This is a genomic window from Gordonia sp. PDNC005 (assembly GCF_016919385.1).
GTDB lineage: Bacteria > Actinomycetota > Actinomycetes > Mycobacteriales > Mycobacteriaceae > Gordonia.
In genome coordinates, this window is record NZ_CP070351.1 from 1667365 (window position 1) to 1685871 (window position 18507).

The following is an 18507-nucleotide window of genomic DNA, read 5'->3' on the forward strand; positions in this document are numbered from 1 at the left end:
CGCTCACGCCACGAGAGGACGCAAGACCATGAGCCCGGAACCGGTCGTGTTCACCGTAGCGTCCCCCGACCCCGTCGGCGGGCGCCTCCCGGACAAGTGGTCGAATCTCGACATGGCGACGATCGTCAGACAGTTGAAGGCCACCGGGGTGTCCGCACCGGACGATCAGACCGCCGAGCTGACCGCACTCGTGAAAGAGGCGAAGGCGGACGGACATGATCTCTTCGTTCTCGTGACAGACCAGAACTTCTCGCCGTTCACGGTCTACCGCGACATCGCCCATGAGCTGCAGGAGACCACCGGTGGCACCGTTCTGGTATTCGGTCCCGGCGGGATGGGCACCGCGTCCACCGACTTCTCGCGCGTGGAGCTCGAGGACGGGACATCCGAGGTCCACACCGGTGCGAGTGCACCTCAGGCAGCACGGGAGATCTACGAGAAGGCGACTGATCCGAACGTCAACTGGACTCTGGTGACCATCGCGCTGATCGTTGTCGTGGTGATCGGTGCCGTGATCGCCCGTGTGCGTGGGCGTGGCGCCGGCAGCGACGACGGTGCCGCGTCGGCGCCAGTGGCCGAGGCTTCAGAAGCGGACAACGGGTCGACCACCGAGCGTTGATCTGTCCGACTTGACCCATCTGTTCGGCTGACAAGCGACTGTCAGGTCCGTTACTCAACTGTGACGCCATCGTGTGTTGCCGTCTTTCGTGCTGCTCATTCGCATTTCCGCAGGTAATCACGCGTTTGTAATTCCGTGACACCAGTTTCCCGCGAGACTCCTGTGACGTACGGTGCAGGAGACACTTATGGTGTGCGGGGGACGGATGTTGAGGGAGATCACGGTACATGCGAGCTGACACGAGCACGCGATGGACGGCGCGCGGCTTCACGGTGGGCGCTCTGGCACTGACGGGTCTACTCGTCGCCGGTCCGGCCATCGCCGAACCCAACAAGTCGAACCCCGTCGCATCATTGATCAACGAGATCGCCGACGTCGACCAGACGTTGTCCGACCTCGCAGGCGCCGTCGCGGTCAAGCAGGAGAACGTCAACCGTTCGCTGGTCGACTTCCAGAACGCGGTGGCGGCACAGCAGGTCGCAGTCTCCGCCAATCGCGGCGCGAAGGCCTCACTCACCAAGGTGAGCTCACTCGTCGAAGAAGCCCAGCGCGATTTCGACAAGTTCATCCGCTCGGTGTACCGCCAGGGCAACAACGAAGGCGCGATGACGAAGTACGTCGCGTCTGACGACCCGCAGAAGATCCTCGATCAGATGACCGCCGTCGATCAGGTGACCCGCCAGCAGCAGGGTGTGATCCGACGACTGCAGGTTGCGCGCAATCAACAGGCGAACCGCGTCGCGGCGACCGAGGCGACGAAGATGCAGGCCGATGCTGCCGCTCAGGATGCATCGGCGCGGCGCGCGTCGGCCGTCGACGCGTACAAGGCGGCCACCGCCGCCGTGAAGGATCAGCAGACCAGGCGATCCACTCTGCTGAACCAACGCGACGAGCTCGCGACGCGACTCGCGAAGCTCAAGGGCGTCCCGAAGCGCAGCGTTGATGCGCCGACCTCCGGCGCGACGCTGCCGAACATCATCGCCGACGGTGTCGACAAGGCGATCAAGACAGTCCCCGGCAAGCCGGTCGCCGGTGATGACGCTCTCGCACAGGCCGCAACGGCCGCGGCGAAGCTGGCGGCCGACACGGGCCAGGCGCTGCTCGCCAGCCTGATCGGGCAGCAGCAGATCCCGCATTCGAAACTGCTCGACGAACTCGGCATCGGCGGAACCAGCCCGTTCGGCGAGGGTGACAACAACACGTTCACCCGACTGGGCAACGGCTCATTGGGCAGTCTGTTCAGCGGCAACGGAGCAACACCGGGCGCCCCGGGTCCGGTCAATCCCGGACTCAAGGGCGCGCCGGCCATCGAACTGGTCATCAACCGCATGAAGTCGCAGCTCGGCGTCACGTACGCCTGGGGCGGCGGCGATGCCAACGGCCCGACGCTCGGCATCCGTGACGGCGGTGTGGCCGACAGTTACGGCGACTACCAGAAGGTCGGCTTCGACTGCTCGGGTCTGATGATCTACGGATTCGCCGGTGTCGGGATCGACCTTCCGCACTACACGGGCTACCAGTACACCTCCGGTCCGCAGGTGCCGCTGTCGGAGATGCGCCGGGGCGACATGATCTTCTTCGGACCGAACGCGAGCGCGCACGTCGCACTCATCCTGGGCGACGGCACGATGATCGAGGCTCCGCAATCGGGTGACGTCGTCAAGATCTCCCCGGTCCGGACCGACGGTGCCATGCCGATGGTCGTCCGTCTCCTCTGACGCGGCGAGCCGGGGGCGATCCTCTACTGTGGTGTGAGTACGCACGCGACGAACTTCAGGAGTAACACCCTTGACTTCAACGGACAGTCCGGATCTGGCTCTCACCGCCGAGGACACCAAGCTCCTCGAACGTGCGATGTACGAGGTCAAGCGGGTGATCGTCGGCCAGGACAAGCTGGTCGAACGGATCCTCGTCGGGCTCCTCGCGAAGGGTCACATCCTCCTCGAAGGTGTGCCGGGTGTCGCGAAGACTCTCGCCGTCGAGACCTTCGCGACAGTTGTGGGCGGCAGCTTCTCCCGTGTCCAGTTCACGCCCGACCTCGTGCCCACGGACCTCATCGGCACGCGCATCTACCGCCAGGGCCGTGAGGAGTTCGACACAGAACTCGGACCGGTCGTCGCGAACTTCCTGCTCGCCGACGAGATCAACCGAGCTCCGGCGAAGGTCCAGTCGGCACTTCTCGAGGTCATGGCCGAGCGTCACGTCTCCATCGGCGGCACCACCTACCCGATGCCCGAGCCCTTCCTCGTCATGGCGACACAGAACCCGATCGAGAACGAGGGCGTGTATCCGCTGCCCGAAGCGCAGCGTGACCGCTTCCTGTTCAAGGTGATCGTCGACTATCCCTCTGTCGAAGAGGAACGCGAGATCGTCTACCGGATGGGCAATGAGCCACCGTCGGCGTCGCCGGTCCTCGACCCGGAGACGACTCTGCTCCTGCAACGCAAGGCTGCCAACGTATTCGTTCACCACGCGCTGGTCGACTACGTGGTGCGTGTCATCAACGCCACGCGACGCCCGGCCGAGGTCGGTCTGAGCGACGTCGAGCAGTGGTTGGCGTATGGCGCATCGCCGCGAGCCACCCTCGGCATCGTCGCCGCGGCCCGTGCCCTCGCGCTCATCAACGGTCGCGACTACGTGATTCCGCAGGACGTGGTCGAGGTGATCCCCGATGTGCTCCGGCACCGCCTGGTCCTCAGCTACGATGCGCTCGCCGACGACGTGTCCGCCGAGCAGATCATCACTCGCATCCTCCAGACCATCGGTCTGCCGCAGGTCTCGGCGACGCCGGTGCCGCAGCCGGGTGAGCCGGTCCAGGCCGCGCCGCAGCAGATGCAGCAGCAGGTCCCGATCGGTCAGGCTCCGACTGCGCAGGTTCAGGCGCCGCAGGTTCAGCAGCAGCCGGGGCCGGATCAGCAGGGTCATGTCGGCCGATAGCGGCCTGCCGTCTTTCCACGACGGAACTCTCAGCGATCCGGCGCTCACCGCGGCGCTCAAGTCTCTCGAGCTGACCGTCCGACGCAAGTTGGACGGCGTGCTGCAGGGAGAGCACCTCGGCTTGATCCCAGGCCCCGGTTCGGAGCCGGGGGAGGCCAGGCCCTATCAGCCCGGCGACGACATCCGTCGCATGGAGTGGTCCGTGACCGCGAGAACCTCGACGCCGCACGTGCGTCAGATGATCGCCGATCGTGAACTCGAGACCTGGTTCGTCGTCGATGCATCCGCCAGCCTCGACTTCGGGTCGGGAACGCGGACCAAGCGTGATCTCGCGGTCGCCGCGTGTGCCGCGATCGTCCACCTGACAGCGGGCGGAGGCAACCGGCACGGCGCGATCATCGTGACGGGCGACGACATCGTCCGCCTGCCCGCGCGATCGGGCCGTGCGCACGACCGTGCGCTCCTCAAAGCTGTCGCGACCACACATCGCAGCAATCCGGGAGTGCGGGGCGACCTCGACGCAGGGTTTGAGGCACTTCGACGTCCGATGAGGCGCAGGGGACTGGCGGTGGTCGTCAGCGACTTCCTCGGTCCCATCGACTGGGATCGTTCGCTTCGTGCGATCGGCGCCCACCACGAACTGCTCGGCGTCGAGGTGCTCGATCCACGGGATGTGGAACTGCCCGACGTCGGCCAGCTGACGCTCCGGGACGCCGAGTCGGGTGAACTGCTCGACGTCGACGCGACGCCCCGATTGCGCGCCGACTATGCAGCCGCCGCCGCGGATCACCGTGGCATGGTGCAGAGGGCGTTCCGCAGCAGTGGCGGCCCCGTGCTCTCGTTGCGGACCGACCGAGATTGGCTGTCGGACACCGTCAGATTCGTCGGCGAGCGGCGCCGGGGCATGGCGGCCGGGGTCGCCCGATGAACGATCTCTTCGCCCACCCGTGGTGGCTGGCGTCGATCCTGCTCGTCGTCGCCCTCATCGCTTCGTATGTGTTCGTGCTGAGGCGCCGTAAGGCGCGTTCGTTCAGGTTCGCGAACCTCGACGTCCTCAAGTCCGTCTCTCCTGGAAAGACGGACCGCTTCCGGCATGTGCCGTTCGCGATCCTCGCCGTCGGGCTGCTCCTGTTGACGATCGCCATGGCCGGTCCGATCGCCGAGCGCGACGTCGCACGCAACCGTGCCACAGTCGTCCTCGTGGTCGACGTCTCGCAATCGATGAAGTCGACCGACGTCGCACCCAGCCGTCTGCAGGCCGCGCAGGCCGCGGGCAAGCGATTCGCCGATGACCTCACCGACGGCATCAACCTCGGCCTGGTCGCGTTCGCCGGCACTGCGTCGACGCTGGTGTCGCCGACCCCCGATCATGATGCGACGAAGAAGGCCCTCGACAATCTGAAGTTGGCCGAGAAGACGGCGACAGGTGAAGGCATCTTCGCAGGTCTGCAGCTCATTCAGACGTTGAATGCGGCACTCGGCGGCGACTCGGCCGCACCGCCCGCCCGCATCGTCCTCCTCTCGGACGGCAAACAGACGGTTCCCGAGAACCCCGACGATCCTCGCGGCGGCTTCACCGCCGCTCGCAAGGCCAAGGAGAAGAGCATCCCGGTCTCGACGATCTCGTTCGGCACCATGCACGGCACCGTCGAGATCGAGGGCCCGAACGGCGGATCCGAAACGGTCGACGTCCCGGTGGACGACGAGTCGCTCAGAACGATCGCGAATCTGTCGGGCGGCGACTTCTTCACCGCATCGAGTCTCGACGAGCTCAACAAGGTGTACGCGACTCTGCAGAAACAGATCGGCTATGAACGTCAGCGCGGCGACAACTCCCGTCCGTGGCTCATCGCCGGGACGATCCTCGCGATCCTGGGTTCGGTCGCCGCCTTGTTCCTGAACCGCCGGCTGCCCTGACCTCGTAGAGCATTCCGACCCACCGCTGTGTGACTGCTTTGGCAGTCACGTACTCATCTGAGATAGGTTGATCAACCATGGCAGACTCCATCATTCCCGAGCAGACTCCGCGTTCGGTCCTCGTCACCGGCGGCAACCGCGGCATCGGCCTGGCCGTCGCGAAGCGCCTCGCCGCAGACGGCCACAAGGTGGCCGTCACCCACCGTGGATCGGGCGCTCCGGAGGGACTCTTCGGTGTGCAGTGCGACGTCACCGACACGGCATCGGTCGAGCGTGCTTTCGCTGAAGTCGCCGAGCATCAGGGGCCGGTCGAGGTGCTCGTCGCCAACGCGGGCATCGACGACAACATGCTTCTCATGCGTTTGTCGGAGGAGAGCTTCGTCAAGGTGATCGACGCGAACCTGACTGGCGCTTTCCGCTGTGCGAAGGCTGCCACCAAGGGCATGCAGCGAGCGAAGTTCGGACGCATGATCTTCCTCGGTTCGGTTGTCGCCACCTCTGGAGTCCCCGGCCAGGCGAACTACGCCGCGTCCAAGGCCGGCCTGATCGGTCTTGCTCGTTCCATCGCCCGTGAACTCGGCTCACGCAACATCACCGCGAACGTCGTTGCTCCCGGCTTCATCGAGACCGACATGACCGCAGGCATGGAGGACCGGTACATCGAGATGGCGAAGCAGGCGATCCCGCTCGGCCGCACCGGCAAGCCCGAGGATGTCGCGGCTGCGATCAGCTTCCTCGCCTCGGACGAGGGCGGTTACGTGACCGGAGCCGTGCTGCCTGTCGACGGCGGCATGGGCATGGGCCACTAACAACTACTCTTTCCCACCCCTCGGACTAGGAGCATTCACGTGACCGGCATCCTCGCAGGCAAGACAGTTCTCGTCACCGGCATCATCACCGACGCGTCCATCGCGTTCCACACCGCCAAGGTGGCGCAGGAGCAGGGCGCGACGGTGATCATCACCGGCATCCCTGAGCGCCTGCGTCTGATCGACCGCATCGCCAAGCGTCTGCCGCAGGAGGTGCCGCCCGCCATTCCGCTCGACGTCACCGACGAGGAGAGCCTGGGCGCGCTCGCCGACAAAGTCCGCGAACTCGCACCGCAGGGAATCGACGGCGTCGTCCACTCGATCGCCTTCGCCCCCAAGACTCTGATGGGGCCGGACGCGGTGCCGTTCCTCGAAGGACCGGGTCCCGATGTCTCGCGCGCCTTCGAGATCTCGGCGTGGAGTTACGCCTCCCTCGCGCGCGCGGCGCTGCCCGTCATGAACGAGGGCGGTTCCATCGTCGGCATGGACTTCGACCCGCGCACGGCAATGCCCGACTACAACTGGATGGGCGTCGCCAAGGCCGCCCTGGAGTCGGTCAACCGGTATGTGGCACGCGAGGTCGGCGAGGCGAAGCGCATCCGCTCCAACCTCGTGGCCGCCGGCCCGATCAAGACTCTCGCGGCCAAGGCGATCTCGGGTACCGCGACCGACGATGCGAAGAAGCTCAACATGCTCAACGAGTACTGGGACGGCGCGTCGCCCATCGGCTGGAACGTCGACGATCCGGGTGTCGTCGGCACCAGCGTGTGCGCACTGCTGTCGGACTTCCTGCCCGCCACCACCGGTTCGATCGTGTACGTCGACGGCGGCGCAAGCCACAACACGTGGTTCCCGGACAACTTCCTCAGCTGACGTGAGCGACTCGTCGAAGGACGACAGTGCGTTCGACGCGCTGCTGTTCCTCTCGTTCGGCGGCCCCGACAAGCCCGAGGACGTCCGCCCGTTCCTGGAGAACGTGACCCGCGGTCGTGGGGTGCCGCCCGAGCGGCTCGACGAAGTGGTCAAGCACTACCTCCACTTCGGTGGCGTGTCGCCGATCAACCGGCTCAACCTGGACATGATCGATGCGCTCCGCACGGAACTCGACCGTCGCGGCCGCAGGGATCTACCGATCTACTTCGGCAACCGCAACTGGCATCCGCTTGCCGGAGACACGCTGTCGGAGATGGTCGACGACGGTCACCGCCGCGTCCTGGTGTTCCCGACCTCCGCCTGGGGCGGCTACTCCGGGTGCCGCCAGTATCACGAGGACATCGCCGCGGCACTCGCCGCGCTCCCCGAACCCGAATCCGATCTGCTCGTCCGCAAACTGCCGCACTTCGCGGAGGAGCCGGCATTCCGAGGCGCCGTCGCCGACGCGGTCCGGGCGGCGTTCACAGGTTTCGAGGACGGGCCGACACCACGTCTGGTGTTCACAGCTCACTCGATCCCGGAGTCGGCTGATCGAGCCGCGGGTCCGGCCTCCGACGGTGGACATCTCTACTCGCGCCAGGTCGCGGCCGCGTCGGCGGCTGTGGCGGACGCGGTCGGTGCCGACGAGTTCGACGTCGTCTGGCAGTCGAGGTCCGGTCCGCCGCAGGTTCCGTGGCTCGAGCCGGACATCTGCGATCACCTGCGCGCACTGTCCGACGACGGTGTGACCCGAGTGGTGGTGTGCCCGATCGGCTTCATCTCCGATCACCTCGAAGTGGTGTGGGACCTCGACTCGGAAGCGGCGGACGTCGCGGCCGATCTGGGGATGGATTACGTCCGAGTCCCGACTGCCGGAGCTTCTTCGCGTTTCGTCGGCCTCATCGCCGATCTCGTCGAGCGATACATCGACGGCGGGGGAGACCTCACCGCTCTCGGCTGTTCCGACAACGGCACCGCATGTCGTCCCGACTGCTGTGTCCCGGTCCGCCGACCCGGCAAGTGACGAGTGGAGTCGAGGTCACCGTCGATAGTCGGTGATCAGCGTGTTGATCGCGGCTGTGCGTGCCGTGCGGGTGAGTGATGTGAGGCGCCGGAGTCGATCATCGGCGACGGTCGACTGAGCGCCGCTGACACCGAGTGTCCCGACACCCGCCAGTTGGATGATCGCGTCGACCTGAGCGGCTGCTGCGAGGACGCGGTCCACCCGTGGGTTGTCGTGGGGTGGGAGGTCGAGTCGGCGGGCCTCGGTCATGGCGGCGAGGGCGTCTCGCAGGTCAGCGGGGGAGGTCGGACGTGCGCCCGACAACCCGGCGATGATCTGGGCCGCCTCACCGACTGCCTCCAGGAGTTCGTATTCGAGTTCTCCGAGGGGCAGGTCGGACGACATCCGGTCGACTGCGACGGCCGTGCTGAACCTTCTCAGCTCCCACCTGCAGCGTTCGGGCGTCCCGCGTGCGATCAGGCCCAGCGCCAGGGCCGGGCCGTCGGATCCGGCCGGTCGGTCGTCGATGAGCAGGACCTCGCCCGATGACATCGCAGAGTTCGTCACGGCCCCCGGAGGAAGTCCCTGAGCATCGCCAGCGGCGGGCATCCTGACGGCGATATGAGCGTTCTCTGCGACGACGTCGAGCAGTTCGAGGACGTCGCCCGTGTGGATCTCGTCGGGCGGCCCGTCGATCTCGTGGGTCTGCGAGTAGTCGTGGAGCGTGTGCAGGACGTCGTCGGGAGCACAGCGCCCTGCATCGCGCGCTGCAGCCCACACGGCCAGCGCCGAGACAGGCCATGCGCGCATGGTGGAGATGGAGGAAGTGGTCATCGCCCATCCACGGTACTCGTCGGGTCGTGATGATCCGACAGACTAATGTGGGCGAGCGTGATGGACGATCGATACGGCCGCGACGTGTTGGCCTCTCCGCGAAAGACCAAGCCGAAGGCGCCCGAGGTGGCTGCCGAGCGTGATCTGGTTGTCGAGGACGCCGGGACCGGGTTCTGCGGCGCCGTCGTCGGCATGGAGAAGAGCTACGCGGGCGACATGGTCCGGCTCGAGGACCGTCATGGTCGTACGCGCGTGTTCCACATGTACCCGGCGGCGTTCCTGATCGACGGCAAGGCCGTCACGCTCGTACGTCCGAAGGGACGCGGGCCCAATGCGCCGGAGACGATTCAGACGGCCTCCGGATCGCGAGCGCTGCCGAAGCAACGGGCCAGGACCGCTCGCGCCAGCCGGATCTTCGTCGAAGGTGTGCACGACGCGACCCTCGTCGAGCGTGTGTGGGGCGACGACCTGCGAGCCGAGGGTGTTGTGGTGGTCAGCCTCGACGGGCTCGACAACCTGGACGACGCGTTGGCAGAGTTCCAGCCTGCGCCGCACCGCCGTGCGGGAGTGCTCGTCGATCACCTCGTGGCCGGATCGAAGGAGGCCAGGCTCACGAAGGAGGTCGGCGAGAACGTCCTCGTGTGCGGTCACCCGTACATCGACGTCTGGGAGGCGGTGAAGCCCGCATCGGTCGGCATCACCGCCTGGCCGACGATTCCACGCGGAATCGACTGGAAGACCGGCATCTGCGATGAGCTCGGGTGGGGCGAACCACGGGACGGTTGGCGACGTGTCCTCGCCGGCGTCAAGAACTTCCGCGATCTCGAGGTACCTCTGCTGCGCAGCGTCGAGGAGCTGATCGACTTCGTGACCGTCGGGCCCGACGCCACAAGCTAGCAGCGGTTATGTTCCCCGATCGGGGCGGATCCGTGAGCGGCGAGCCCGGTCCGGTGGATTCGGGAAACGTTGAACGGCGAGCCTACTTCTCGCCGTAAGCGCGGTCGCCGAGCATCGCGTCCAAGAAGTTGATGAACGCATCGGCCGCCGGCGCCGAGACGAACTCGGCGATGTCTCGGGGCTCCTCGTCCGGATTGAGGAGCCCGAACACGTCACCGTCGGTGCTGGGGAGCACCCACAGCCGTCGAGTTCCCGGGCCGGTGAGCCGGACTGCCGGGTCGGGATCGTCCACGACTTCGGTCGGCGCGATCCACTCGACTCCCGGATGGTCGGTGTCGGACGCGGACAGGATCGTGGCGCCGCCGATTCGCAGATGCTCGGGCATGGCGACAAGGTGCGCGATGAGCTTCGCGATGCGCCGTGCGGACGCCTCGTCGTAGGCGAAGGCCAATGCGTCCCAGTCGCCTGCGTCGTTGTAGATGAGCGCGTATTGGCCGTTGTTCGCCGCGACTGCGATGTGTGCGGTCACTTCGCCAGGCAGCGTTGTGGTCCACCGTCCGATGATCTCGGTCTTGTTGCTCACGTCCGAGACTCTACGTTCCGAGCAGGTATCCGATTCCGGCGACCGCGCACGACCACAGCACAGAAGCGAACGTGCCGAGGATGAATTGTTCACTCGCGTGCGGTGCGCGGAGTTCGGAGAATCGGGCGAGGCTCTTGACCGCGAGGATGACCGGAATGCCTTCGGGCCAACCGAGCAGGAGGCACGCGGCGATTCCGGTGCGCTCGAGAACACCGATGATCCGCCCACCGCGCAGCGGCGGGACGTCTCCGGACGGTGCGTCGTCATCGTGATTGTCGGCGCGTGTCGGGATGCCGCCCGCGGCCAGGACGAGCCGAACGACGCTGCTGCCGGTCACGGCGGCTGCGATGACGGTGAGAACGGCGCCTGCGACGAGTTCGGCGCCGTCGACCTCGTCGACGACCGCGGCGTCGATCGCGCCGGCGATCAGCAGAATCACGACGATCGCCGCGGAGGAGAAGTCGATCATCAGCACCGAGGTGTCCGACGCGGTCGGGTCGGCGGCTCTCCTCGACCTCAACGCGGAGCCTCCGACGGCGACGAGAATTGCGGCGGCGAGCAGAAGGATGGTGATCACAGTCGGTCCTCCGCTGCGGTGAGTGCGGCGGCGACGAGCGCCTCGCCCGGCAACTGGGTGTCCCACGAGGCGGCTTGGAGCCGAGACGACATGGCCTGAGGGGTGATGTTCAAGGTGGTCGCGGCCTGCTGCTGGGTGAGACCGGTGCGCATCAACGCGACGGCCTCCCGGCCGGCCTCGGAGCGCGAGGTCATGGTGTCCAGGAGCAGGGCTGCCGCCGACTGTGCGTGCTGTGACCACGTCGAGCCGCCGACTACACGCAGACGGCGACGATCGCGCTTCGCGGCTTCAACGGCGTCGCGGGCGGCCTCGAAGGCTGGACCGCGACCCGCGCGCGTGGTGTCGGGCAGGGGCAGGTCGACGTCGCCGACGCCGATGCCCACCGTCCAGTGGCCGGAGGCGGCGAGGTCGAGCGCGATCGGAACGAGGGCGCTCGGGTCGTCGAACACGGCCTGGACTTCATCGCCTGCCGTCCGGTCGAACGGCCGGACGGTGGACGCGTCCGCATAGTCGGCGAGCAGGTCCGGGACTCGGTCGCGATCGCTTCGGCTGCTGCGTTGGTCAATCGTCATGACGAACATAAATCAAGCCTAGGGGATTGATTGATAAATGATCAAGTAGTTTCACTTGATTCGATGTCGATCAAGCCTGTGGCCATTACTTGCTTCGGTGTCAGACCGGCAGGCGCGAATCCACGATCAGTCCGATCACCCCGACCGCGAACAGGCAGCCGGACAGCACAAGCATCATCGGGTTCGTCTCGCCCGTGAGCGCGTCACCGAGGAACACCACGGCAGCGGTCCCCGGGGCGGAGCCGAGGACGGTGGCCGCCAGGTAGGGGACGGGCCTGATTGACGACAGCCCCGACAGGTAGTTGACGAGAGAGAACGGCACGGCCGGGATCAGCCGCAGCGAGCCCACTGCGAACCATCCGCGCCGTTGCAGACGAAATTCGACGGTCTCGACCACTGGCTTGGACAACAACGGCCGGACCCGTTCACGACCGAGGCGACGAGCCAGGTGGAATGCGACGACCGCCGCGACAGTGGCGGCGGCGAGAGATCCGATGAATCCGACTACGGGACCGAACAGCACGCCGGACATCACGGTGAACGTCGATCGGGGGATGGGTCCGATCGTCACGACTGCGTACACGACGAAGAACGCCGCCACGAACCACGGGCCGAGTGCGTCGGACCAGTCGCGGGCCTGGCCGATCGACGGCAGGGGCACAAAATACGCGCCGGCGAGGACACCGACAACGGCGACGAGCCCCAATGCGGCACGGCCGGTGACCCGACGTCGTTGGGCCATGACCTCGGGGGAAGCGGCTGGGGGCGCCGGTTGCGGCGAAGGTTGTGCATCAGGGCGCATCAGGTGAGATTCTACGTCGTGGGTCACAGCCCGATTGACCGCCCGAGCGATCGATCGGTTACTGTGCCTGTGACACGTTCCAATTCCCGTCAAACGGAAGGCCCTGACCATGACGGCAGGTGAGAAGCCGGTGGCCCCGGACCTCGACGACCAGTTGAGCCAGGCGTACGAGCGCTGGACGACGGCAGCCGCGGGAGTGCTGGCGAAGTCGGCCCGCGTGACGCCCGCCGAACTGCCCGACACTCCCGAGGCGATGCTCTCCACGGACACGCGCGATGGTGTCGCCGTCCGCCCGTTGTACACGCGGCGTGACGAGACTGCCGAGGTCGGCGCGCCGGGTGCGTTCCCGTTCGTCCGCGGCGCGGACCCCGCTCGCGACGTGACCCAGGGCTGGCGGGTCACCGAACGCTTCGGCGACGACGACGTCGACGCGGCCTCGGTGAACGAGTCGATCCTCGACGCCGCAGCCAACGGCACCAGCGGCCTGTGGCTGTCGGTCGCCGCCGACGACCTCGCCGCCGCCCTGCAGGGCGTCTACCTCGATCTGATGCCGGTGACGCTCGATGCGGGGGCCGACGGACTGGCCACGGCTCGCGCGTTCTTCGCCGCGCTCGACGCCGCTCCGCAGGCGCCGGAGACCGCGCCGACCACGGCCGCGACCACGCACAGTCTTGGACTCTCGCCCTACACCGCGCAGTTCTCCGGACGACCGACAGTCGGCGCGGCCGACGCAGCGGCTCTCGCCGCCCAGGCGCCGGTGGGCGTCCGCGCCTTCCGCGTCGACGGAACCGATTTCGCGCAGGCGGGCGCGTCGAACGCGCAGGAACTCGGGCTCCTCGTGGCCGCCGCGGTTGCCCACGTCCGTGACGCCGTGGCCGCGGGCCTCGACACGGCGGGGGCTCTCGAGCAGATCACCTTCGCCGTCTCCGTGGACGACGACCAGTTCGCAGGAATCGCCAAGCTCCGTGCGCTCCGCACCGTGTGGGCACGGGTCTCCGACGTCCTCGGCGCCCGTGAGTCCGGTGCCGCCATCACTCATGCGGTCACCGACCTGTCGATGTTCACTCAGCGTGACCCGTGGGTGAACATGCTGCGCAGCACGATTGCGGCGTTCGGCGCCGGAGTCGGCGGCGCCGACCAAGTGACCGTCCATGCTTTCGACGCAGCGATTCCGCTCGACGCACGCACCTCGCGCACGTCGTTCACCCGTCGCATCGCACGAAACACTCAGCTTCTGCTGCTCGAAGAGTCGAACCTGGGTCGTGTCCTCGACCCGGCAGGCGGCTCCTGGTACGTCGAATCGCTGACGACAGACCTGGCCGCGGCCGCGTGGGACGTCTTCACCGCCGTCGAGAAGCAGGGCGGATACCTCGCAGCTCTCGAGTCCGGCGCGATCACCGACCAGGTACAGGCCGCCCTCGCCGCGCGTGAGAAGGCCGTCGCACACCGCAAGGCTCCGATCACCGGAGTCAGCGAGTTCCCGAATCTCGGTGAGCCGACGCTCGCTGAAGGATCTGCCCAGTCGGGTGACGTGCCGACGGCGTCGCCGCGTCTGGCGCGCGTCGCACGACACTTCGAGGCGCTCCGCGACCGCGCGGACGCCGAGTCGACCCGGCCGAGCGTGCTGCTGCTTCCGCTCGGCCCCGTCGCCGAGCACAACGGCCGGACCACGTTTGTCGCCAACCTGCTCGCCGCAGGCGGAATCGACGCCGTCAACCCTGGTCCACTGAACGCCGACACCGTCGGTGACGCCGTCGCCGCCCACCCGGCGTCGATCGCGGTGCTGTGCGGAACCAAGGCGCGCTACGCCGACGAGGGCCCCGCGTCGGCCGAAGCCGCCCGAGCCGCCGGAGTCGAGCGTGTCCTGCTCGCCGGACCTGAGCGCGAATGGCCCGCCGATTACGGCATAGACGGCTCACTACGGGTCGGCATCGACGCCGTTGCGGTCCTCACCGAACTGCTCGACTCCCTCACGACAGCCCGAGAAGGAGCGTGAACCCCATGAGCGACAACACGATTCCGAGTTTCGCCGACGTTGAACTGACGCCGGCAGTCGCCGAAGTCGGCTCCGGCGACGCGCTGACCGCTCCGTTGGCGTCTGCACACGGTTACACGGCTGAGCAGGTCACGTGGAGCACACCGGAGCAGATCGACGTCCAGCCGGTGTACACCCGCGCCGATCGCGACGCGATCGCACGCGACGGCGGCTACCCGCTCGACTCCATCCCCGGTGAGACGCCGTTCATCCGTGGTCCGTACCCGACGATGTACGTGAACCAGCCGTGGACGGTTCGTCAGTACGCAGGCTTCTCGACCGCCGCAGAGTCGAACGCGTTCTACCGCCGAAACCTGGCCGCGGGACAGAAGGGCCTCTCGGTCGCCTTCGATCTCGCGACCCACCGCGGCTACGACTCCGATCACCCGCGCGTTGCAGGCGACGTCGGCATGGCCGGTGTCGCAATCGACTCGATCCTGGACATGCGTCAGCTGTTCGACGGCATCGACCTGGGCAACGTCTCCGTCTCGATGACGATGAACGGCGCGGTGCTGCCGATCCTCGCGCTGTACGTCGTCGCAGCCGAAGAGCAGGGTGTGCCGCCGGAGAAGCTCGCCGGAACCATTCAGAACGACATTCTGAAGGAGTTCATGGTCCGCAACACCTACATCTATCCGCCGGCGCCGTCGATGCGGATCATCTCCGACATCTTCGCGTTCACCAGCGCGAAGATGCCGAAGTTCAACTCGATCTCAATCTCCGGCTACCACATCCAGGAGGCCGGAGCGACGGCCGATCTGGAGCTGGCGTACACCCTCGCCGACGGCGTCGACTACATCCGCGCCGGTCTGGCCGCGGGTCTGGACATCGACAAGTTCGCGCCGCGTCTCTCGTTCTTCTGGGGCATCGGCATGAACTTCTTCATGGAGGTCGCGAAGCTGCGCGCCGCGCGTCTGCTGTGGAGTGAGCTCGTCGCCGAGTTCAACCCCAAGAACGCGAAGTCGCTGTCGTTGCGCACGCACTCGCAGACCTCAGGCTGGTCGCTGACCGCGCAGGACGTCTACAACAACGTGGCCCGCACGTGCGTCGAGGCGATGGCGGCGACACAGGGTCACACCCAGTCGCTGCACACCAACGCGCTCGACGAGGCGATCGCCCTGCCGACCGACTTCTCGGCCCGCATCGCCCGCAACACCCAGCTGCTGCTGCAGCAGGAATCGGGAACCACCCGACCGATCGACCCGTGGGCCGGTTCGAACTACGTCGAGTGGCTCACCCACCAGCTCGCTGAGAAGGCTCGTGCGCACATCGCCGAGGTCGAGGCCGCTGGCGGTATGACCAAGGCCATCGAAGAGGGTCTGCCGAAGCTTCGCATCGAAGAGGCCGCAGCTCGCACCCAGGCCCGTATCGACTCCGGTCGCCAGCCGCTGATCGGCGTCAACAAGTACAAGGTGGCCGACGACGAGGAGATCGAGGTCCTCAAGGTCGAGAACTCGAAGGTCCGCGCAGAGCAGCTAGCGAAGCTCGAGAAGCTGCGTGCCGAGCGCGACCAGTCGGCCGTCGACGCCGCCCTGGCCGAGCTGACCCGCGCGGCTGGCGAGTCGGGCGGCGGCATGGAGAACAACCTGATGGCCCTGGCCATCGACGCGGCGCGCCACGGTGCGACCGGCGGTGAGATCTCCGATGCGATGGAGAAGGTCTACGGTCGTCACCAGGCCGAGATCAAGACGATCAGCGGCGTCTACCGGAACGAAGCAGGTGATGCGGTGTCGAACATCGACGATGCGTTGGCCGTGGTCGACGAGTTCGCCGAAGCCGAAGGCCGTCGTCCCCGGGTGCTCGTCGCGAAGATGGGCCAGGACGGTCATGACCGTGGCCAGAAGGTGATCGCCACGGCGTTCGCGGACCTGGGATTCGACGTCGACGTGGGCCCGCTCTTCGCGACGCCAGAAGAGGTGGCGGCGCAGGCCGCGGACAACGACGTCCATGTGGTGGGTGTGTCGTCCCTGGCCGCCGGTCACCTCACGCTGGTGCCCGCTCTCCGCGAGGCGCTCGCTCAGGTCGGTCGCGAGGACATCATGATCGTCGTCGGCGGCGTCATCCCGCCGGGTGATTTCGACGAACTGTACGAGGCGGGCGCCGCGGCGATCTTCCCGCCCGGAACGGTCATCGCCGATTCTGCGGTCGATCTGATCGGCAAGCTGGCCGACAACCTGGGCCTGGAACTCGCGTCCCGGTCGGCATGAGTTCAGCAGCTGCCGGCAGGCCAGTGGACGTCGAGGCTCTCGCCGACGGTGTCCTCGCGGGACGGCGTGCCGACCTCGCGCGGGCGATCACGCTGGTGGAGTCCACCCGCGCCGACCATCGTGAGGCCGCACAGCGTCTCCTTCTGCAGCTGACGCCGCACGCGGGGAAGTCGTTCCGCGTCGGCATCACCGGTGTCCCCGGAGTCGGGAAGTCGACGACGATCGAAGCGCTCGGCATGCATCTGATCTCACTCGGTCACAAGGTGGCGGTGCTCGCTGTCGATCCGTCGTCGACCCGCACACGTGGGTCGATCCTCGGTGACAAGACTCGGATGGGTCAGCTCTCGGCGGCACCCGAGGCGTATGTCCGTCCGTCGCCCACGTCGGGCACTCTCGGTGGTGTCACCAAGGCGACGCGCGAGACGATCGTGCTCGTCGAGGCCGCCGGCTACGACGTGGTCCTCGTGGAGACGGTCGGCGTCGGGCAGTCGGAGGTCAGCGTCGCCAACATGGTCGACACGTTCACCTTCTTGACGCTGGCCCGTACCGGCGATTCGCTGCAGGGCATCAAGAAGGGTGTGCTCGAGCTCGCAGAGATCGTCGTCGTCAACAAGGCGGACGGCAAGCACATCACCGAAGCACGCGGGGCGGCCCGTGAACTGCGGAACGCACTGAGCTTCATCTACCCGCACGATGCTCTCTGGACACCACCTGTCCTCACGATGAGCGCTATCGAGAAGACCGGCGTCGACGACTTCTGGAGCTCCATCCTCAAGCACCGTGACGTGCTGACTGAGGCCGGCCAGTTCGATCGTCGTCGCGCGACTCAGCAGGTGGACTGGATGTGGACGATGGTCCGTGAGTCGGTGCTCCACCGCATCGAGTCGGCTCCGGACGTTCGTGCCGCCCGCGCCGAGGTCGAAACCGGTGTCCTCGACGGCACTCTGACCCCGACTCTCGCCGCCGAACAGATCGTCCGCGCCGCCGGGTTCTGACAGAGCTTGTCAGCGGACCTGGGCGCGAGAGCGGATCCGTCCGAGGACACCGAGGATCACCACGGTCACGAGCACCAACAGCAAAGTGTTCGCGGCGGCGGTGAACAGCTCACCACGGTCGGACTGCGTGAAGATCGTGACCGGAAGTGTGCGCCATGATCCCGGGTACACCATGATCGTCGCTCCCAGTTCGCCCATGCACAGCGCCAACGACAGCCCGGCCGCGGCGGCGATGGCCGGGGCGAGCAGTGGCAGGGTCACTTGGACCAGGATCCGGGTGCCGGACGCTCCGAGGGAGCCCGCGACCTGGTCGAGCGCCGGGTCGAGCGACTTCGCCGCCGCCGACACCATCGAGAACGCGAACGACAGCACCAGCAACGCCTGCACGAGAATCACGATCGATGCGGTGCCGTTGAGGACGATCGGCGGGCGAGAGAAGGCGATGAGGATCGCGAGGCCGATCACCACCGAGGGCACGGCGACGGGAACGTGATAGGCGGCGTCGAGCAGACTCCGCAGCCGAGGCGGGGCCTTGCGGACCGCCAGCGCCGCCCACGTGCCGACGGCGACGGCGATCGCGGACGCGATGATCGCCGTCTGCACCGACACGGCGACACTCTCGGCGTTCTCGGCCGACAGAACATCGGACACGTGACCGGTCGTCCAGGCAGTCGGCAGAACAGATGTCCACGAATCGGCGAACGCGGTGATGGCGGTGACCGCGATCGGCGCGACGATCAACGCGCCGACGACGAGGAGGAAGATCAGCCAGATGAGTGCTCTCGACGAGCGGCTTCGGACGAGCATG

At 67.0% G+C, this 18507-nt stretch carries 18 protein-coding genes; 12 read left to right on the top strand and 6 right to left on the bottom strand.

The genetic code is table 11. The features are described from left to right. Positions 1-28 precede the first annotated feature (28 nt). From JVX90_RS07915 to JVX90_RS07950, 8 genes are all read left to right on the top strand, one after another. Entirely contained in the window at positions 29-619 is a 591-nt protein-coding gene (locus JVX90_RS07915; protein ID WP_205331815.1) for a DUF6676 family protein, read from the top strand. A 227-nt stretch (positions 620-846) separates the two neighbouring features. Beyond that, positions 847-2337: an NlpC/P60 family protein gene (locus JVX90_RS07920; RefSeq protein WP_205331816.1), complete on the top strand. Its 1491-nt coding sequence runs from the start codon at positions 847-849 to the stop codon at positions 2335-2337. Between the two features lie 136 nt (positions 2338-2473). After that, complete coding sequence (locus JVX90_RS07925) at positions 2474-3556, top strand: MoxR family ATPase (RefSeq protein WP_240194156.1); 1083 nt, start codon at positions 2474-2476, stop codon at positions 3554-3556. Continuing rightward, positions 3543-4484 carry a DUF58 domain-containing protein gene (locus JVX90_RS07930; protein WP_205331818.1) on the top strand — a complete coding sequence of 314 codons (942 nt, stop codon included), beginning with the start codon at positions 3543-3545 and terminating at the stop codon, positions 4482-4484. The genes JVX90_RS07925 and JVX90_RS07930 overlap by 14 nt, the downstream gene beginning before the upstream one ends. Continuing rightward, positions 4481-5473, top strand: a complete 993-nt coding sequence (locus JVX90_RS07935; RefSeq protein ID WP_205331819.1) for a VWA domain-containing protein — start codon at positions 4481-4483, stop codon at positions 5471-5473. The genes JVX90_RS07930 and JVX90_RS07935 overlap by 4 nt, the downstream gene beginning before the upstream one ends. A 77-nt stretch (positions 5474-5550) precedes the next feature. Beyond that, positions 5551-6282 carry a 3-oxoacyl-ACP reductase FabG1 gene (gene fabG1 / locus JVX90_RS07940; protein WP_205331820.1) on the top strand — a complete coding sequence of 244 codons (732 nt, stop codon included), beginning with the start codon at positions 5551-5553 and terminating at the stop codon, positions 6280-6282. 39 nt (positions 6283-6321) lie between these two features. Then, positions 6322-7155, top strand: a complete 834-nt coding sequence (gene inhA, locus JVX90_RS07945; protein WP_205331821.1) for an NADH-dependent enoyl-ACP reductase InhA — start codon at positions 6322-6324, stop codon at positions 7153-7155. 1 nt (position 7156) lies between these two features. Then, positions 7157-8218, top strand: a complete 1062-nt coding sequence (locus tag JVX90_RS07950; protein ID WP_205331822.1) for a ferrochelatase — start codon at positions 7157-7159, stop codon at positions 8216-8218. A gap of 15 nt (positions 8219-8233) precedes the next feature. On the opposite strand, the gene JVX90_RS07955 is transcribed toward JVX90_RS07950, so the two are convergent. Next, complete coding sequence (locus JVX90_RS07955) at positions 8234-9031, bottom strand: serine/threonine protein kinase (protein WP_205331823.1); 798 nt, start codon at positions 9029-9031, stop codon at positions 8234-8236. A gap of 60 nt (positions 9032-9091) precedes the next feature. On the opposite strand from JVX90_RS07955, the gene JVX90_RS07960 reads away from it, so the two are divergent. Further along, positions 9092-9928, top strand: a complete 837-nt coding sequence (locus JVX90_RS07960; RefSeq protein WP_205332329.1) for a DUF3097 domain-containing protein — start codon at positions 9092-9094, stop codon at positions 9926-9928. 82 nt (positions 9929-10010) lie between these two features. On the opposite strand, the gene JVX90_RS07965 is transcribed toward JVX90_RS07960, so the two are convergent. The 4 genes from JVX90_RS07965 to JVX90_RS07980 all read right to left on the bottom strand — a co-directional run bounded on the left by JVX90_RS07965 (position 10011) and on the right by JVX90_RS07980 (position 12402). After that, on the bottom strand, positions 10011-10511 hold the full coding sequence (locus tag JVX90_RS07965; RefSeq protein WP_205331824.1) for a hypothetical protein: 501 nt from the start codon (positions 10509-10511) through the stop codon (positions 10011-10013). A 10-nt stretch (positions 10512-10521) separates the two neighbouring features. After that, the gene (locus JVX90_RS07970) at positions 10522-11088 is read right to left on the bottom strand and encodes a hypothetical protein (RefSeq protein WP_205331825.1); all 567 of its coding nucleotides are present in this window, start codon (positions 11086-11088) and stop codon (positions 10522-10524) included. Continuing rightward, positions 11085-11669: a hypothetical protein gene (locus JVX90_RS07975; RefSeq protein WP_205331826.1), complete on the bottom strand. Its 585-nt coding sequence runs from the start codon at positions 11667-11669 to the stop codon at positions 11085-11087. Before JVX90_RS07975 ends, JVX90_RS07970 begins: the two co-directional genes overlap by 4 nt. Before the next feature lie 91 nt (positions 11670-11760). Beyond that, a complete protein-coding gene (locus JVX90_RS07980) occupies positions 11761-12402 on the bottom strand; it encodes a TVP38/TMEM64 family protein (protein ID WP_240194095.1) in 642 nt (213 codons plus the stop codon). 169 nt (positions 12403-12571) lie between these two features. Here JVX90_RS07980 and JVX90_RS07985 point away from each other — a divergent pair, with 169 nt between their 5' ends. From JVX90_RS07985 to meaB, 3 genes are read left to right on the top strand one after another with little or no spacing between them, the layout of a single operon-like run. Beyond that, positions 12572-14458 carry a methylmalonyl-CoA mutase family protein gene (locus JVX90_RS07985; RefSeq protein ID WP_205331828.1) on the top strand — a complete coding sequence of 629 codons (1887 nt, stop codon included), beginning with the start codon at positions 12572-12574 and terminating at the stop codon, positions 14456-14458. 5 nt (positions 14459-14463) lie between these two features. Beyond that, positions 14464-16704, top strand: coding sequence for a methylmalonyl-CoA mutase (gene scpA, locus JVX90_RS07990; RefSeq protein ID WP_205331829.1), 2241 nt, complete (start codon positions 14464-14466; stop codon positions 16702-16704). Further along, complete coding sequence (gene meaB / locus JVX90_RS07995; protein WP_205331830.1) at positions 16701-17699, top strand: methylmalonyl Co-A mutase-associated GTPase MeaB; 999 nt, start codon at positions 16701-16703, stop codon at positions 17697-17699. The genes scpA and meaB overlap by 4 nt, the downstream gene beginning before the upstream one ends. A 9-nt stretch (positions 17700-17708) precedes the next feature. Here meaB and JVX90_RS08000 read toward each other — a convergent pair whose 3' ends face one another. Beyond that, a complete protein-coding gene (locus tag JVX90_RS08000; RefSeq protein ID WP_205331831.1) occupies positions 17709-18506 on the bottom strand; it encodes an ABC transporter permease subunit in 798 nt (265 codons plus the stop codon). Position 18507 lies beyond the last annotated feature (1 nt).

Bases quoted from the DNA above. Each gene is read 5' to 3' on its own strand.
- JVX90_RS07920 (WP_205331816.1), top strand. From the start codon at position 847: ATGCGAGCTGACACGAGCACGCGATGGACGGCGCGCGGCTTCACGGTG.
- JVX90_RS07985 (WP_205331828.1), top strand. From the start codon at position 12,572: ATGACGGCAGGTGAGAAGCCGGTGGCCCCGGACCTCGACGACCAGTTG.
- fabG1 (WP_205331820.1), top strand. From the start codon at position 5,551: ATGGCAGACTCCATCATTCCCGAGCAGACTCCGCGTTCGGTCCTCGTC.
- meaB (WP_205331830.1), top strand. From the start codon at position 16,701: ATGAGTTCAGCAGCTGCCGGCAGGCCAGTGGACGTCGAGGCTCTCGCC.
- JVX90_RS07925 (WP_240194156.1), top strand. From the start codon at position 2,474: ATGTACGAGGTCAAGCGGGTGATCGTCGGCCAGGACAAGCTGGTCGAA.
- JVX90_RS07960 (WP_205332329.1), top strand. From the start codon at position 9,092: ATGGACGATCGATACGGCCGCGACGTGTTGGCCTCTCCGCGAAAGACC.
- JVX90_RS07980 (WP_240194095.1), bottom strand. From the start codon at position 12,402: ATGGCCCAACGACGTCGGGTCACCGGCCGTGCCGCATTGGGGCTCGTC.
- JVX90_RS07955 (WP_205331823.1), bottom strand. From the start codon at position 9,031: ATGACCACTTCCTCCATCTCCACCATGCGCGCATGGCCTGTCTCGGCG.
- JVX90_RS07915 (WP_205331815.1), top strand. From the start codon at position 29: ATGAGCCCGGAACCGGTCGTGTTCACCGTAGCGTCCCCCGACCCCGTC.
- scpA (WP_205331829.1), top strand. From the start codon at position 14,464: ATGAGCGACAACACGATTCCGAGTTTCGCCGACGTTGAACTGACGCCG.
- JVX90_RS07935 (WP_205331819.1), top strand. From the start codon at position 4,481: ATGAACGATCTCTTCGCCCACCCGTGGTGGCTGGCGTCGATCCTGCTC.
- JVX90_RS07975 (WP_205331826.1), bottom strand. From the start codon at position 11,669: ATGTTCGTCATGACGATTGACCAACGCAGCAGCCGAAGCGATCGCGAC.
- JVX90_RS07930 (WP_205331818.1), top strand. From the start codon at position 3,543: ATGTCGGCCGATAGCGGCCTGCCGTCTTTCCACGACGGAACTCTCAGC.
- JVX90_RS08000 (WP_205331831.1), bottom strand. From the start codon at position 18,506: ATGCTCGTCCGAAGCCGCTCGTCGAGAGCACTCATCTGGCTGATCTTC.